This is a genomic window from Allobosea sp., assembly GCF_035944895.1.
In the GTDB taxonomy this organism is placed as follows: domain Bacteria; phylum Pseudomonadota; class Alphaproteobacteria; order Rhizobiales; family Beijerinckiaceae; genus Allobosea.
In genome coordinates, this window is sequence record NZ_DASZAT010000005.1 from 859142 (window position 1) to 873285 (window position 14144).

The following is a 14144-nucleotide window of genomic DNA, read 5'->3' on the forward strand; positions in this document are numbered from 1 at the left end:
TTCGTTCCGGCTGGAATGACGGAGCTGGCGAAGCCCTACTTGAAAGGCGACCATGCTCGCATTTGTTCTGCGTCGGCTGTTCCAATCGCTGATCGTGATGCTCGCGGTCGCGCTCATCGCCTTCACCATGTTCCGCTTCGTCGGCGACCCCGTTAACCAGATGGTCGGCGTCGACACGCCGCAGGAGCAGGTCGCACAGTTGCGCCAGACGCTCGGCCTCGACGAGCCGGTGGTCGTCCAGTTCGCACGCTACATCTACAATGCCGCGCGGCTCGAATTCGGCGTTTCCTACCAGTTCCGCCTCCCGGTGATCTCGCTGCTCGGCGAGCGGGCCCCGGCGACGCTGGAGCTTGCCTTCATGTCGGCGCTGTTCTCGCTGCTGGTCGGCATACCCATGGGCGTCTACACGGCGCTGCGCCGCGACAGCTGGCTGGCGAAGATCTTCCAGACGGTCTCGCTGGTCGGGATCAGCCTGCCGACCTTCCTGATCGGCATCCTCCTCATTTACCTGTTCTCGGTCACGCTCGGCTGGCTGCCTTCCTTCGGGCGCGGCGAGGTCGTCAAGCTCGGCAACTGGTGGACCACCGGCCTGTTGACCGCTTCGGGCTGGAAGGCGCTGATACTACCTTCGATCACGCTCGGCCTGTTCCAGATGACGCTGATCATGCGCCTCGTCCGGGCCGAGATGCTCGAGGTGCTGCGCACCGACTACATCAAGTTCGCCCGGGCTCGCGGCCTCAAGACCCGCGCCATTCATTTCGGCCATGCGCTGAAGAACACGCTGGTGCCTGTGATCACCATCGCCGGCCTGCAGCTCGGCTCGATCATCGCCTTCGCCATCATCACCGAGACGGTGTTCCAGTGGCCGGGCATGGGCCTACTCTTCCTCAAGGCGGTGCAGCAGGTCGATATCCCGATCATGGCCGCCTACCTCATGTTGATCTCCTTCCTGTTCGTCAGCATCAACCTGATCGTCGACCTGCTCTACGCATTGGTCGATCCGCGCCTGCGCGCGACGATCGGGGCGCATTGAGGCCGGTCATGAGCGCGCAACCCGCTTCCACTCCGAAACAGCCGCCCTCGCTCTGGGCCCGCATCCTCGACAGCGACATCCTGGCGAGCTTTCTGCGCTCCAAGGTGACGATGGTCGCCGCCGTGATCGTGCTGGTGCTGTTCATCGGCGCTTTCTTCTCGCCCTGGATCGCGCCGACCAATCCTTTCGACCCGGCGACCGTCTTCCTTTCCGACGCCAACATCCCGCCGACCTGGCAGCAGGGCGGCGATCCCAAGTTCATTCTCGGCACCGACGACCAGGGCCGCGATCTCTATTCGGCGATCCTCTACGGCCTTCGCGTCTCGCTGATCGTCGGCCTGCTCGGCGTCGCATTGGCGGCGACGATCGGCATCACGCTCGGCCTGCTCGCCGGCTATCTCGGCGGCCGCGTCGACTCGCTGATCATGCGCATCGCCGACGTGCAGTTGACCTTCCCGGCGATCCTGATCGCCCTGCTGATCGACGGCGTCGTGCGCGGCATCTTCAAGCACGCCAACCGCGAGGACACGGCGCTCTACGTGCTGGTGATCTCCATCGGATTGAGCTTCTGGGTGCAGTACGCCCGCACCATCCGCGGCTCGACCCTGGTCGAGCGCAACAAGGACTATGTCCAGGCCGCCCGCCTCGTCGGCCTGCCGGCGCCCCTCATCATGCTGCGCCATGTGCTGCCGAACGTGATCGGCCCGGTGCTGGTCATCCTGACCATCAACCTCGCGCTTGCCGTCATCACCGAGGCGACGCTCTCCTTCCTCGGCGTCGGCCTGCCGCCGACGCAGCCTTCGCTGGGCACGCTGATCTCGATCGGCAACCGCTATCTGTTCTCCGGCGACTGGTGGATCGTCACCTTCCCGGGCGTGACGCTCGCCGTGCTGGTGCTGGCGGTGAACCTGCTCGGCGACTGGCTGCGCGACGCCCTGAACCCGCGGTTGAGGTGAGCCGATGAGCGAGACCGTCCTCTCCGTCCAGGACCTCACCGTCGAGTTCGTCACCCGCCGCGGCACGCTGCGGGCGCTCGACAAGATCTCCTTCGACATCGCTCGCGGCGAGGTGCTCGGCGTGGTCGGCGAATCCGGTGCCGGCAAGTCCGTCACCGGCTCGGCCATCATCGGCCTGATCGACCCGCCCGGCCGCATCGCCGACGGCAAGGTCGTGCTCTCCGGCGAGCGCGTCGATCATCTCCCGGCCGAGCAGATGCGCCGCGTCCGCGGCAAGCGCATCGGCATGATCTTCCAGGACCCGCTGACCAGCCTGAACCCGCTCTACCGGGTCGGCGAGCAGTTGATCGAGACGATCCAGACCCATACCGATCTCAACGCAGCCGATGCCCGCAAGCGCGCCATCGCCCTGCTCGACGAGGTCGGCATCCCCGCGCCGGAGCGGCGCATCGATGGCTACCCGCACGAATTCTCCGGCGGCATGCGCCAGCGCGTCGTCATCGCGCTCGCGCTCTGCGCCGAGCCCGAATTCATCATCGCCGACGAGCCGACGACCGCCCTGGATGTCTCTGTGCAGGCGCAGATCATCGGCCTGATCAAGCGGCTCTGCAAGGAACGCGGGACGTCGGTGATGCTGGTCACCCACGACATGGGCGTGATCGCCGAGACGGCCGACCGGGTCGCGGTGATGTATGCCGGCCGCGTCGCCGAGATCGGCCCGGTGCGCGAGGTGATCAAGCAGCCGCTCCACCCCTATACGCAAGGGTTGATGGGCGCGATTCCCTCGATCGAGGGCGATGCCGAAAGACTCGTGCAGATCCCGGGCGCCATGCCGCGGCTCTCCAATATCCCCAGGGGCTGCGCCTTCAACCCGCGCTGCTCCAAGGTGTTCGACCGCTGCCGGATCGACCGGCCGGAGCTCATCGATGTCGGCGGCCACCAGGTCGCCTGCCACCTCTACGACAAGGCCAAGGCGCCGGCCGGCAAGACGGAGATCGCGGCGTGAGCGACAAAGCCTTCGTCCAGGTCCGTGACCTCAAGCGCGTCTTCGACGTCTCCAAGCCCTGGCTCAACCGGGTGCTAGAGCGCCAGGACAAGCAGTTCCTCAAGGCCGTCGACGGCGTTTCCTTCGACATCCGCAAGGGCGAGACCTTCGCACTCGTCGGCGAGTCCGGCTCGGGCAAGTCGACCGTGGCACGCATGGTCGTCGGCCTGTTGAACCCGTCGGGCGGCACCGTTTCGATCGACGGTGTCTCGATGTTCGACGCCAGGGCGGCCCAGGAGCGCCAGCGTCTGCGCCGCCGCATGCAGATGATCTTCCAGGATCCTTACGCCTCGCTCAATCCGCGCTGGCGTGTCGGGCGGATCATCGCCGAGCCGATCCGGGCTTTCGACCTCATCCAGGGTGATGCGGCGATCGAGGCGCGCGTCGGCGAACTGCTCTCGCTGGTCGGCCTGCACCCGGACGACGGCAAGAAGTTCCCGCACGAATTCTCTGGCGGCCAGCGTCAGCGCATCGCGATCGCCCGCGCACTCGCCTCCAATGCCGAGTTCATCGTCTGCGACGAGCCGACTTCAGCGCTCGACGTCTCCGTGCAGGCGCAGATCCTCAACCTGATGCGCGACCTGCAGCAGAAGTTCGGGCTGACCTATCTCTTCATCAGCCACAATCTCGCGGTCGTCCGGCACATGGCGACGCGGATCGGCGTGATGTATCTCGGCCGCCTCGTCGAGGTCTCCGACGGCAAGCAGCTCTTTGCCGCCCCGCGCCATCCCTATACCAGGATGCTGCTCGAGGCGGTGCCGGACCTCGCCATGATCGGGAAGCCGCGCGAGGGCGTGAAAGGCGAGATCCCGAACCCGATTAACCCGCCTTCTGGCTGCACCTTCCATCCGCGCTGCCCGCTGGTCTTCGATCGTTGCCGCGTCGAGAACCCGCCGGCGATCGACGGCGTCGCTTGCCATGCGGTGAATGCGAGCCGCGAGGCGGCGTAGCTATCCGTCATTCTCGGGCGGAGCGAAGCGCCGACCCGAGAATCTCGTGACGAGCGCGCTGAATGACGTCTCATCTGCCTGAGATGCTCGGGTCAAGCCCGAGCATGACACGCGATTTTGCTTATTCCGCAGCCGGAGCGTTCGGCGCCTTCGGCCGCCGGCCGAGTGGCGCCACCGGCCGCTCGGTGCGGTACTGGCCGCGCGCGATTGCGGTGAACAGCAGCGCTACGGCGGTCAGTGTCATCAGCCACCAGGTCTGGAACGAGGCGAAGCCGAGCGCCGCCAGCGCGAAGGCGGTGACGTAGGCCGCGACGCCGCCAGCGGCGAGCGCGCCCGGCATCCGGCCGGCGGCGCCGACCGCGAAGTAGAGGCAGAGCGCCGCCGTCGCCGCGCCGACCAGGCCGAGCTCATACCAGGTCTCGAACAGGATCGTGGTTGGCACCTCCAGCGGAAGCGCCCCGGTGGTACGCCCGCGCAGCACGGTGTCGAGCCCATGGCCGGTGATCAGCTGCAGAGGTCGGCTGGAGATGATGTCGGCCCAGATGTCGAGGCCGGTGCCGACCGTACTGAACACTGCCGGCGAGAGCCGGAAGAACGGCAGTAGCAGGAAGGGCAGCAGCGGGGCGAGCAGCATCAGCCCGGCCATGATCCCGCCCATCAGCCGCGCGCCGACGATGCGGTTGGCGCTGACGGCGCCGAAGGCGATCGCGCCGCACAGCATCGCCATCGCCTCGCCGTCTTCGATGCGCGAGAGCGCAAGCAGCCCGACGACCAGCGCCAGTCCCAGCGCCGTCAGCCCGCGCTCGCGCGACAGGAGCCAGGCGAGCGCCGGCCAGGACATGATCAGCACGACGCTGATGCCGCGCTCGACGCTGCCGGCGGCGTCGGCGGCGCGCGAGTCGACCGGGCCGAGCGCCTCGGTCAGGAGCAATCCGAGCGCGAAGATCGCAGCGGCGCCGGCGCCGAGCGCGGCGAGGTTGAGATTCGAGGCGCGCATGCGCTCGGGCAGCGCCGCCGCGCCGGCGAAGCCCAATGCCACGGCAAGGAACAGATTGGCCGCTTTTTCGGTGGCCGAGCCGGTATAGGGGCTCCAGATCAGCGAGAGCACCGCCCAGCCGACCAGCGCCCACAGCGTCAAGCCGGCACGGCTGAAGATCGAAGCCCGGATATTGCCGGCGAACCAGCGCGGCGCCTCGATCAACGCAGCGATCGACAGGAGGATCACCCCGATCGGCACCAGTACGACGGCGGCGCGGCGCGAGACCAGCGAGGCCAGTGGCAGGGCGAGCGCCAGCGTCGCAAAGCCGATGCGGCGCAGCAGCAGCGCGGCGTCGGTTGCAGGGTCGAGGGGCGTCTGGGCGTTGGGGCGGATCATGGGCAAGCGGGCACTCGGCGAGCCGCGCCCGGCCAGGATGCCGGGAACAGCCCACCCCACCCTAGCGTCCGTTGCCGGCTTCGACTGTAGGTGCGCTGCAACACTGGCGAAGCATCTCATGCAGATTGGAACACTGAGAGGCTGCTAGTGACCTTGGACATGACTTGGGTGAGGTCAAACCGTCCGAATGCCAGGAGCGTCGCGCAGCCGATACCGCTGGTATCGGCAAGCGATGCGACGCTGCAGTCGGCCGGTTTCACCTCACCGCGCAGCGGCGTGGCGCTTTTGCCCGATTGCGGCGTCGCTCGTCACGGCCAAGCCGGAAGGCTTGGCCGAACCAAGCTCCTGGCACTCGGACAAAATCGCCTACGCCCAAGCCATGTCCAAGGTCACTAGCTGCCTCTGAAAGTTCACTGGCCGTGAACGCCGTTCCGTGGGATGAAGGCAGACGATGACTGCTCCGCTCGCCGCGATCGTCTATTCCTCGGGCTTCCCCATCGACGAACTGATGGCGGAGGTCGCCGACACGCTGAAGCGCGAGGCCGTCCGGCTCGGCGGCGTCGTCCAGCACAACAATGGCGACTGCATGAGCGGCTGCGCCAGCATGGCGCTCGAGGACCTTGCCTCCGGCCAGCTCTTTCCGATCAGCGAGGATCGCGGTGCCGGCTCGGCCGGCTGCCGGCTCGACGCGGCCGGGCTCGCCGCCGCTGGCGCCGCCGTCTCGGGGGCGCTGTCCGGGCTGGTCGACCTCGTCATCGTCAACAAGTTCGGCAAGCAGGAGGTGCTCGGCCAGGGGCTGCGCGCCGAGATCGCAGCGGGCGTCGTCGCCGGCCTGCCGCTGCTGACCGCCGTCCGCGACGATATGCTCGCCGCCTGGTCGCAATTCGCCGGCGAAGACTGGCAGCGCCTGCCGCCTGAAACAGCTGCCGTCACCGATTGGGCGATGGCGGCGCTGCGTCAGCCGGCCTGAAGGCTCGCAAGGAGCGCCCTCGTGCCTGTCGGCGGTGATTTTCTCGATGACTATCTGATCCGGCCGGACCCGGCTGCCGCCCGGCTCGGCGCAACCGTTGCCGGCATCGACCATAGCGGCGCCCGCATCGAGACCCGCGTTGTCACCGAGCGGGCGCTGACGCTCTATCTGAACAGTCAGGAGATCGTCACGATGATGACGATCGGCGACCATCCCGAATATCTGGCGCTCGGCTATCTCCTGAACCAGAACATGCTCAGGCGCGGCGATGTCGTCGAGGCGGTCGATTATGACGAGGAGCTCGAGGTCGTGGTGGTGCGCACGCCGGAGCGCACCGATTTCGAGCAGAAGCTGAAGAAGAAGACGCTGACCTCCGGCTGCGCCCAGGGCACGGCCTTCGGCGACTTGATGGAGGCGATCGACGAGATCGTCCTGCCCAAGGCGGAGCTGCGCACCAGCTGGCTCTATGCGCTGACCCGCAAGATCAACACCACGCCCTCGCTCTATCTGGAAGCTGGCGCGATCCATGGCTGCGTGCTTTGCGAGCGCGACCGGCCGCTGGTCTATATGGAGGATGTCGGCCGCCACAACGCCGTCGACAAGGTCGCCGGCTGGCTCTTCCGCCATGATGTCGATCCCGGCAGGATGATCTTCTACACCACCGGCCGGCTGACCTCCGAGATGGTGATCAAGACGGTGCGGATGGGCATCCCGATTCTGGTCTCGCGCTCGGGCTTCACCGAATGGGGCGTCGAGCTCGCCCGCAAGGCCGGCCTGACCCTGATTGGCCGCGCCCGCGGCAAGCGCTTCCTGGCGCTGGCCGGCGAGGACCGCATCGTCTTCGACCAGGACCCGGACAGCGTCGAGGAGGAGGGCGGCAAGCATCGCCGCAAGGGATCCGGCGATGACTGATGCCAATCCGGGAACCCTCGGCCTCCTGCTCGCCGGCGGGCTCGCCCGCCGCATGGGCGGCGGCGACAAGCCGCTGCGCACCATCGCCGGCCGCACCATCCTTGCCCATGTGATCGAGCGGCTCAGGCCCCAATGCGACGAGCTCCTGCTCAACGCCAATGGCGATCCCGCGCGCTTCGCCGACTATGGCCTGCCTGTGGTCGCCGACAGCGTGCCGGATTTCGCCGGACCGCTCGCCGGCATCCTCGCCGGGCTCGACTGGCTCGCCGCGAACCGGCCGGGCGCGCTATGGCTCGTCAGCGTCGCCGCCGACACGCCCTTCATCCCGCGCGATCTGGTGGCGCGGCTGCATGCGGCGCGAGAGGCGGCAAATGTGCCGCTCGCCTGCGCCGCCTCGGGCGGCTGGACTCATCCGGTGATCGGGCTCTGGCCGGTGTCGTTGCGCGAAGAGTTGCGACATGCGCTCACCGTCGAGGACGAGCGCAAGATCGACCGCTGGACGGCGCGCCATGGCGTCGTTTCGGTCGAATGGTCGACCAGGCCGATCGATCCCTTCTTCAACGCCAATCGGCCGGATGATCTCGCGGAGGCCGAGCGGCTCCATGCCGCGCTCGGCGATGCTTGATCGGTCGCGCAGTCGCCCCTAGATTCACCTGATAAGCGAAGCTTATTCGCCTGCCTCCGGGGGAAGCTGCATGAAGTCCTTCGTCATCGCCGTCGCCTTCGCCGCCATCGCCGCCTATGGGGCGAGCCTGGTATTGGCGACCTATCAGCGCCCGGTCGACGTCGCCTACGCGACCAGCAGCGTGCGGCTCTGAGGCCCGGCCTCAGCCTTCCAGCAGTTTTTTCAACCGGGCGAGATCGGCCGCGACCCATTCGGCGTCGCGAGCGAAATCGTCATCCGTCATCTCCGGCCGCCGGAACAGGGTGAATACCACCTCGCTGCCGCTGCCGTTCGCCAGCGCGCGCATCGGGTTGTGCATCGGCGCGCCGCTGTCGGGGATGACGGCGTGATCGAGCACACCATAGCGGTTGGGCTCGCTGAACAGCACCCGCATCGGCCCCATCGGCGTCTTCGCCCGATAGGTCATGCCCTCGACATGGCTGAACTCGCCGCCGAGCCCCTCGGCCCATTTCGGGAAGTTCATGGGGGCGGCAAGGAAGCCGTAGACCTCCTCGATCGGCCGGTTGATCGCGATGCTGATATGGCGCGTCGGCAGGACTGGCATGATCGCGTCTCCATAGGTTCTGTTGATAAGAACATAACATGAACAAAATCATCTGTCATCGCGGATCGGTGATGGGCCGTGCGCGAGCTCGCCGCGGATCGATCAAGAATCCGCCGGCTTCGCCCGCCCTCTATTCCAGCGGCGACGGATCAGGAGATTCGACATGAAGCAGACCATCGGCTTGGGCCTGGCGATTTTCGTGCAGCACGGGCGTGAGCAGGAGGCCGCGGATTTCTACAGCGAGGCTTTCGAGGCGCGGCAGCTCAAGAGCTACAGGATCGACGGCGAGCTCGCCGGGGTCGAGATGCTCATCGGTGGAACCCGCGTCTCGGTCGCCGGTTCCAATCCGCGCCGCGAGGAGGAGCCGTCCTATGGCGGCCCGTTCTTCCCCAAGGCGGCGGGCGCCGTCAGCATGACGATCCTGCTGACGGTTCCCGATATCGAGGTTTGCTTCGCGCAGGCGATCGTCGCCGGCGCCGCGCTGCGCGACCGCGTCCAGACCGATACCGAAGGGCGGCGGGTCGCCTCGCTGTTCGATCCGTTCGGACACATCTGGATGCTGACCGAGCGACAGGGGGAGACGGAAAGAGCGCCTCCCGACCAGTTCGTGGCGCAGGCCGAGACGCCCGGTGCTCCGGCGCTTCGGGCCTAGCTCCGAAGCCAGCTGGCTCTACTCGATCACGATCCGCGGCGCCGCCCGGGCCGGCCCCGCAAGGCCGGCCTTCACCTGCCGCGCCAGGGCGACATAGGCCTTGGCATGGGCGCTGTCGGGGTCGCTCGCCACGATCGGCCGGCCGCCATCGGAAGTCTCGCGGATCGGCATGGCGAGCGGGATCTCGCCGAGGAACGGCACATGGAGCCGCTCCGCCTCGTGCCTCGCCCCGCCATGGGCGAAGATGTCGGAGCGGTGGCCGCATTCCGGGCAAATGAAATAGCTCATGTTCTCGACGATGCCGAGGATCGGCACCTCGACCTTCTTGAACATGGCGACGCCGCGCCTCGCATCGAGCAAAGCGAGGTCCTGCGGCGTCGAGACGATGACCGCGCCGGCAAGCGGAGTCTGCTGCGCCATGGTGAGCTGGGCGTCGCCTGTGCCGGGCGGCATGTCGACGACGAGCACGTCGAGCTCGCCCCAGGCGACCTCGCGCAGCATCTGGGTGATCGCTGAGATCACCATCGGCCCGCGCCAGATCATCGGCGTTTCCTCGTCGATCAGGAAGCCGATCGACATGATCTTGAGGCCATAGGCCTCCATCGGCGCGAGCGTGCGGCCCGAGACCAGCCGCGGCTTGCCGGTGATGCCGAAGATCTTCGGCACGGACGGGCCGTAGATGTCGGCGTCGAGCACGCCGACCTTGAGGCCGAGCGTTGCCAGGCCCACTGCGAGATTGGCGGTGGTGGTCGACTTGCCGACACCGCCCTTGCCGCTGGCGACCGCGATGATCTGCTTGACGCCGGGAATGCCGGCCGCCTTCGGCACCGGCCCGCCGGGGCCGGGCTGGCCATGTGCCTGCCGGCGCGCTTCAGCCGCCTGCGAGGGCGCGCGCGCCGGCGCCTTGTCGGCGGTGAGGCCGACCAGCACCTGCGTCACGCCGGGAATGCCGCCGACTGCACTCTCGGCCGCCTTGCGCACCGGCTCCATCGCGCCGGCTTCGGTCGCGTCGATGCCGATCGCGAAGATCACCTTGCCGCCGTCGATCAGGATGTCGCTGACGCGGCCCGATGCCGCCAGCGATTGCCCGCTCGCCGGCAGCTTCACCAGCTCGAGCGCGCGCAGGATGTCGTTTTGCGAAAGGGCCACGATCTGGGATTCCCGTATTTGCGCGACGCTAGGCCGCGGCCTTGCGGATGTGGAAGACCAGCAGCTCGCCCTCGCTGCTGCTGAGTTCGATCGCGTCGCCGGTCTCGCGCATCAGGTTCGGGATGTCGATCGCCGCCATCGGATCGGTGCATTCGACCAGGAAGAGATCGCCAGGGGCCGCGCCTTTCAGCGCCTTGCGCACGCGCAAAGCGGGGAGGGGGCACTTCAGGCCGCGCAGATTGAGCGGGATGGACGTCATAGGCAAAGCCGGTCGAATGATGTTGGACTTCATATGATGGCTTTTCGCGTGGGAGCAACAGAGGTCTTTACCCTTCTCCCCTCGGGGGAGAAGGTGTCTGCGAAGCAGACGGATGAGGGCAGGATGGCTCCGGGCAATGATGGAAAATGGGCGCTGCGGCGCGGCCCTCATCCGTCAGCGCTTCGCGCTGCCACCTTCTCCCCCGAGGGGAGAAGGGTTCGTGCGGCACTTCTCGTGCTTGTCCTTGCAGCAATGCCTGCCTCAGCCCAGGAACTGCGCGGCCATGGTGGGCCGGTACGAGCCGCTGCCGTCTCAGGCGATGGTACGATCGCGCTCACCGGGTCCTTCGATCAGTCGGCGATCCTCTGGGACTTGTCTCGCGGCAGCGCGATCAGGGTGCTGCGCTTCCATCAGGGCGCAGTCAATGCCGCCGCCCCGGTGAACGGCATCGGCTTCGCCACTGGCGGCGAGGACGGCCGGATCGCGCTCTGGCGCGGCGATGCGGCCGAGCCAGTAAAGGTCATCGAGGGACACAAGGGGCCGGTCGCGGCGTTGGCGGTCTCACCTGACGGGCAATACCTTGCCTCCGCCTCCTGGGACGGGACGGTGCGGATCACCGCGCTGGCGGATGCTGCGGCGCGGGTGCTCGAAGGCCATCAAGGGCCGGTCAACGGCGTCGCCTTCGCGCCGGGCGGCATGGTCGTCTCCTCCGGCTATGACGCGACCTTGCGCTTCTGGCCCGCGAATGGCGGCGCGCCGCTGATCGTCACCACGCCCGCGCCGCTCAACGGCGTCGTCGTGGCGCCCGATGGCGAGGTCGCGGTCGCCGCGGCCGATGGGCGCCTGCGCCTGTTTGGACCGGATGGCGCCCAGCGCGCTGAGGTCGCGGTCGGCGACACCCCGCTGATTGCGCTCGCCATTTCGCCCGATGGCGCGACGATCGCGGCCGGCGGCCTGCGCGGCCAGGTCGCACTGGTCGATCGCAAGGCGCGCAGCATCCGGGCCACGCTGGTCGGCCCGGGCCTGCCGGTCTGGTCACTCGCCTTCCTGCCGGATGGCAAGCAATTGCTGTCAGGCGGCGCCGACCGGCTGGTCCGGCGCTGGAACGCCGTCACCGGCGAGCATGTCGGGGCGGTGGTGCCGCGGGCCGGAGAGGATGCGCTCGCCACTTTCCAGGGTGAGCGAGGCGCGCAGGTGTTCCGCGCCTGCGCGGCTTGCCACACGCTGACGCCGGCGGATGGCAACAGGGCCGGCCCGACTCTGCACGGCATTTTCGGCCGCCGCATCGCCACTGCGCCGGGCTATGCCTATTCCGACGCGCTCAAGGGCATGAACATCGTCTGGAGCAAGGAGACTGTGGCGAAGCTGTTCGAGCTCGGCCCGAACGCCTATACGCCCGGCACCAAGATGCCCGAGCAGACGATCGGTTCGGCGGAAGACCGGCAGGCACTGGTCGACTGGCTGGAGAAGGTGACGCGCTGAGCTACCCCAGCGGATCCTCGCCGCGCTCCGCCCGCTCGCGCAGATAGTCGTCGGTGGTGCGCACCGGTGGGCGCTGCGGCGAGTGATGCGGGTCGAAGCTTTCGTTGACCACGGCCTCGACCCGGCAATCCTCGCACATGCGCAGGATCGCGGCGCGCTTGGCGCCTTCCCCGGTGAACATCCAGTGCTTGTTCTCGAGCTTGGCCGCGATCTTCTCGATCGTGCTGCGGACGCCGAAGGGCTTGGCGCAGGCGATACAGTGGAAGGGCTCCTCCTGCTTGACGATCCGGCGGCCGCCCTTCCACGCGTCGAAATCGACGCGGGGCTCCAGCGTGATCACCTTCTCGGGGCAGGTCGCGGCGCAGAGCCCGCACTGGACGCAGAGGTCTTCCTGGAAGGTCAGCGTCGGCCGCTCCGGATCGTCGCCGAGCGCGCTGACCGGGCAGGCAGAGACGCAGGCGAGGCAAAGCGTGCAGCCTTCCGTGTCGACATGGATCGTGCCGAAAGGCGCGAGCGGCGGCATCGCGATGTTGGCGACCGGCGCCGGCGCGACCGCATGCAGTTCGCCGATCGTCTGGCGCAGCAGCGGGCGTCCGCTTCCCATTGGCCGGAAGCGCGCGGGCTGCGCGGCGCCCGTGCCGGACGGGACCCTCGCGAGCGCGGTAGCCAGAAGATCGGGATCGTCGGTCTCGATCAGCCCGGCGCGGGCTTCGCCATAGCCGAGCGCGCCGGCCAGGGCATTGGCATAGTCGAGATTGCGGGTGAGGCCGGAGAGGTCGTGCTTTGGCTTGGCCCGGCCGAGCACACGGATGGCGGAAGCGCCGAAGGCGAGCGCCGCCGCGAAGGTTTCCAGCCCGAGCTGGGTGATCTCGTTGACGCGCAGGGGCAGGACGCGCGCCGGTAGGCCAGCGCCATGGCGAGCGAGCGCCTCGATCAGCGGCTCGCCATGGTCGCCATCATGCAGCAGCACGACCGGCTCGCGCCCGCCCGCTTCGGCATAGGTGACGAGCAGGGTCCGCAGCTTGCGCAGCAGCGCATCGGCCGGCGGCAGCGCATAGGTTACCGCGCCGGTCGGGCATACGGCGGCGCAGGCGCCGCAGCCGGCGCAGATCTCGGCCGAGATCGTGACATGGTCGCCCGCCGGCGTGATCGCGCCGGTCGGGCAGAGCTCGAGGCAGCGCGTGCAGCCGGTCTTCTGCGAGCGGGAATGGGCGCAGAGACCCTCGTTCAGGGCGACATAGGCCGGCTTGTCGAACTCGCCGACGAGCCCGCTCGCCTGGAAGGCGAGGCGCTCGACTGCGGTCGCATCGCGTGGATCGGCCCGCAGATAGCCGGCGCGCAGGTCGCCGGCCGGGAAGAGCGGCGTGCCGCCGGAGACATCGATCACGATGTCGCAGTGCGAGACCGCGCCATTGCGCGGCGCCTCGAAGGTAAGCTTGCCGCGCGAAGACGGGCTCGGGGCAGCGTAGTCGTTGACGGTGAGCTCGAAGGCGCCGAGCCAGCCGCTCGCCTGCGCGACCGTGCCCTTCAGCACCGGGAATTCGTCGCTGCGCGGCGGCGCGATCTCGCCTGGGCGCGACAGCAGTACAGTGACGTCGAGATGCTCGGCGAGCCGGTGTGCCAGGGTGATCGCGACCTCGTCGCGGCCATAGATCAGCGCGACGCCCTTGCTGGTCAGCGTGGTGAAGGAGGCGGGCGGCATGATCTCGCTTGCGGCGGCGAGCAGGGCGGCCATCTTCGGGCCGGCGGCCTTGGCCTCGTCCGACCAGCCGGCATGCTCGCGGATGTTGGTGAAGAGGAGATCGCCGGCGTAATCGAGATCTGCGGCGACCTCTTCGAAGAGCGGCGCTTCCTGCGTGCAGGCGACGGTGATCGCATCGCTCTGGCCGAGCATAGCGCGGAAGCGCTCGATCTGGCTGCGGCAGAGATGGCGATGCTCGCTGATCTCGGCGCCCTGGCAGCCGCGCTGGATCGCTTTGCCGTCGAGCGGCATCGTGTCCTCGCACGAGCAGACCATCAGCGTGCGGGCGACATCGGTCATCGGGCAGGCATCCTCATGATCGCGGCGCGTCTTTGGTCGCGCTTGCGATAATCTCATCTTATATGGAATTGGAATGGCTCCAAAGAAGCAA

General features: G+C 67.9%; 15 protein-coding genes. 10 read left to right on the forward strand and 5 right to left on the reverse strand.

Going from position 1 to position 14144, the window contains the following annotated elements; all coding sequences use genetic code 11:
* Nucleotides 1-52: 52 nt before the first annotated feature.
* Genes VGV58_RS06355 through VGV58_RS06370 form a run of 4 tightly spaced genes read left to right on the forward strand, consistent with a single transcriptional unit; the run spans nucleotide 53 to nucleotide 3984 of the window.
* On the forward strand, nucleotides 53-1033 hold the full coding sequence (locus tag VGV58_RS06355) for an ABC transporter permease (RefSeq protein WP_152016789.1): 981 nt from the start codon (nucleotides 53-55) through the stop codon (nucleotides 1031-1033).
* An 8-nt stretch (nucleotides 1034-1041) separates the two neighbouring features.
* Complete coding sequence (locus tag VGV58_RS06360) at nucleotides 1042-1989, forward strand: ABC transporter permease (protein WP_326873129.1); 948 nt, start codon at nucleotides 1042-1044, stop codon at nucleotides 1987-1989.
* 4 nt (nucleotides 1990-1993) lie between these two features.
* Complete coding sequence (locus VGV58_RS06365; protein ID WP_326873130.1) at nucleotides 1994-2995, forward strand: ABC transporter ATP-binding protein; 1002 nt, start codon at nucleotides 1994-1996, stop codon at nucleotides 2993-2995.
* A complete protein-coding gene (locus tag VGV58_RS06370) occupies nucleotides 2992-3984 on the forward strand; it encodes an ABC transporter ATP-binding protein (RefSeq protein WP_326873131.1) in 993 nt (330 codons plus the stop codon). Before VGV58_RS06365 ends, VGV58_RS06370 begins: the two co-directional genes overlap by 4 nt.
* Before the next feature lie 121 nt (nucleotides 3985-4105).
* Here the strand turns inward: VGV58_RS06370 and VGV58_RS06375 are convergent, their stop codons facing one another.
* Nucleotides 4106-5365, reverse strand: a complete 1260-nt coding sequence (locus VGV58_RS06375; protein ID WP_326873132.1) for a peptide ABC transporter permease — start codon at nucleotides 5363-5365, stop codon at nucleotides 4106-4108.
* Between the two features lie 445 nt (nucleotides 5366-5810).
* Here VGV58_RS06375 and VGV58_RS06380 point away from each other — a divergent pair, with 445 nt between their 5' ends.
* The 4 genes from VGV58_RS06380 to VGV58_RS06395 all read left to right on the forward strand — a co-directional run bounded on the left by VGV58_RS06380 (nucleotide 5811) and on the right by VGV58_RS06395 (nucleotide 8059).
* Nucleotides 5811-6329 carry a DUF2478 domain-containing protein gene (locus tag VGV58_RS06380; protein ID WP_326873133.1) on the forward strand — a complete coding sequence of 173 codons (519 nt, stop codon included), beginning with the start codon at nucleotides 5811-5813 and terminating at the stop codon, nucleotides 6327-6329.
* A gap of 21 nt (nucleotides 6330-6350) precedes the next feature.
* Nucleotides 6351-7241, forward strand: coding sequence for a formate dehydrogenase accessory sulfurtransferase FdhD (locus VGV58_RS06385; RefSeq protein WP_414643880.1), 891 nt, complete (start codon nucleotides 6351-6353; stop codon nucleotides 7239-7241).
* Complete coding sequence (gene mobA, locus VGV58_RS06390) at nucleotides 7234-7866, forward strand: molybdenum cofactor guanylyltransferase MobA (RefSeq protein ID WP_326873134.1); 633 nt, start codon at nucleotides 7234-7236, stop codon at nucleotides 7864-7866. The genes VGV58_RS06385 and mobA overlap by 8 nt, the downstream gene beginning before the upstream one ends.
* A 70-nt stretch (nucleotides 7867-7936) precedes the next feature.
* Complete coding sequence (locus tag VGV58_RS06395; RefSeq protein ID WP_284168445.1) at nucleotides 7937-8059, forward strand: hypothetical protein; 123 nt, start codon at nucleotides 7937-7939, stop codon at nucleotides 8057-8059.
* A gap of 9 nt (nucleotides 8060-8068) precedes the next feature.
* Here the strand turns inward: VGV58_RS06395 and VGV58_RS06400 are convergent, their stop codons facing one another.
* The gene (locus VGV58_RS06400) at nucleotides 8069-8470 is read right to left on the reverse strand and encodes an SRPBCC family protein (protein ID WP_326873135.1); all 402 of its coding nucleotides are present in this window, start codon (nucleotides 8468-8470) and stop codon (nucleotides 8069-8071) included.
* A 163-nt stretch (nucleotides 8471-8633) separates the two neighbouring features.
* On the opposite strand from VGV58_RS06400, the gene VGV58_RS06405 reads away from it, so the two are divergent.
* The gene (locus VGV58_RS06405; protein ID WP_326873136.1) at nucleotides 8634-9122 is read left to right on the forward strand and encodes a VOC family protein; all 489 of its coding nucleotides are present in this window, start codon (nucleotides 8634-8636) and stop codon (nucleotides 9120-9122) included.
* Between the two features lie 18 nt (nucleotides 9123-9140).
* Here the strand turns inward: VGV58_RS06405 and VGV58_RS06410 are convergent, their stop codons facing one another.
* Together VGV58_RS06410 and VGV58_RS06415 are read right to left on the reverse strand one after the other, a co-directional pair.
* The gene (locus VGV58_RS06410; protein ID WP_326873137.1) at nucleotides 9141-10271 is read right to left on the reverse strand and encodes an Mrp/NBP35 family ATP-binding protein; all 1131 of its coding nucleotides are present in this window, start codon (nucleotides 10269-10271) and stop codon (nucleotides 9141-9143) included.
* Nucleotides 10272-10299: 28 nt separating this feature from the next.
* Nucleotides 10300-10530, reverse strand: coding sequence for a sulfurtransferase TusA family protein (locus VGV58_RS06415; RefSeq protein WP_110488222.1), 231 nt, complete (start codon nucleotides 10528-10530; stop codon nucleotides 10300-10302).
* A gap of 252 nt (nucleotides 10531-10782) precedes the next feature.
* Here VGV58_RS06415 and VGV58_RS06420 point away from each other — a divergent pair, with 252 nt between their 5' ends.
* Nucleotides 10783-12012 (forward strand): c-type cytochrome, encoded by a 1230-nt coding sequence (locus tag VGV58_RS06420; protein ID WP_326873138.1) that lies wholly within the window; start codon nucleotides 10783-10785, stop codon nucleotides 12010-12012.
* Nucleotide 12013: 1 nt separating this feature from the next.
* On the opposite strand, the gene VGV58_RS06425 is transcribed toward VGV58_RS06420, so the two are convergent.
* The gene (locus VGV58_RS06425) at nucleotides 12014-14053 is read right to left on the reverse strand and encodes a 4Fe-4S binding protein (RefSeq protein ID WP_326873139.1); all 2040 of its coding nucleotides are present in this window, start codon (nucleotides 14051-14053) and stop codon (nucleotides 12014-12016) included.
* Nucleotides 14054-14144: the final 91 nt, after the last annotated feature.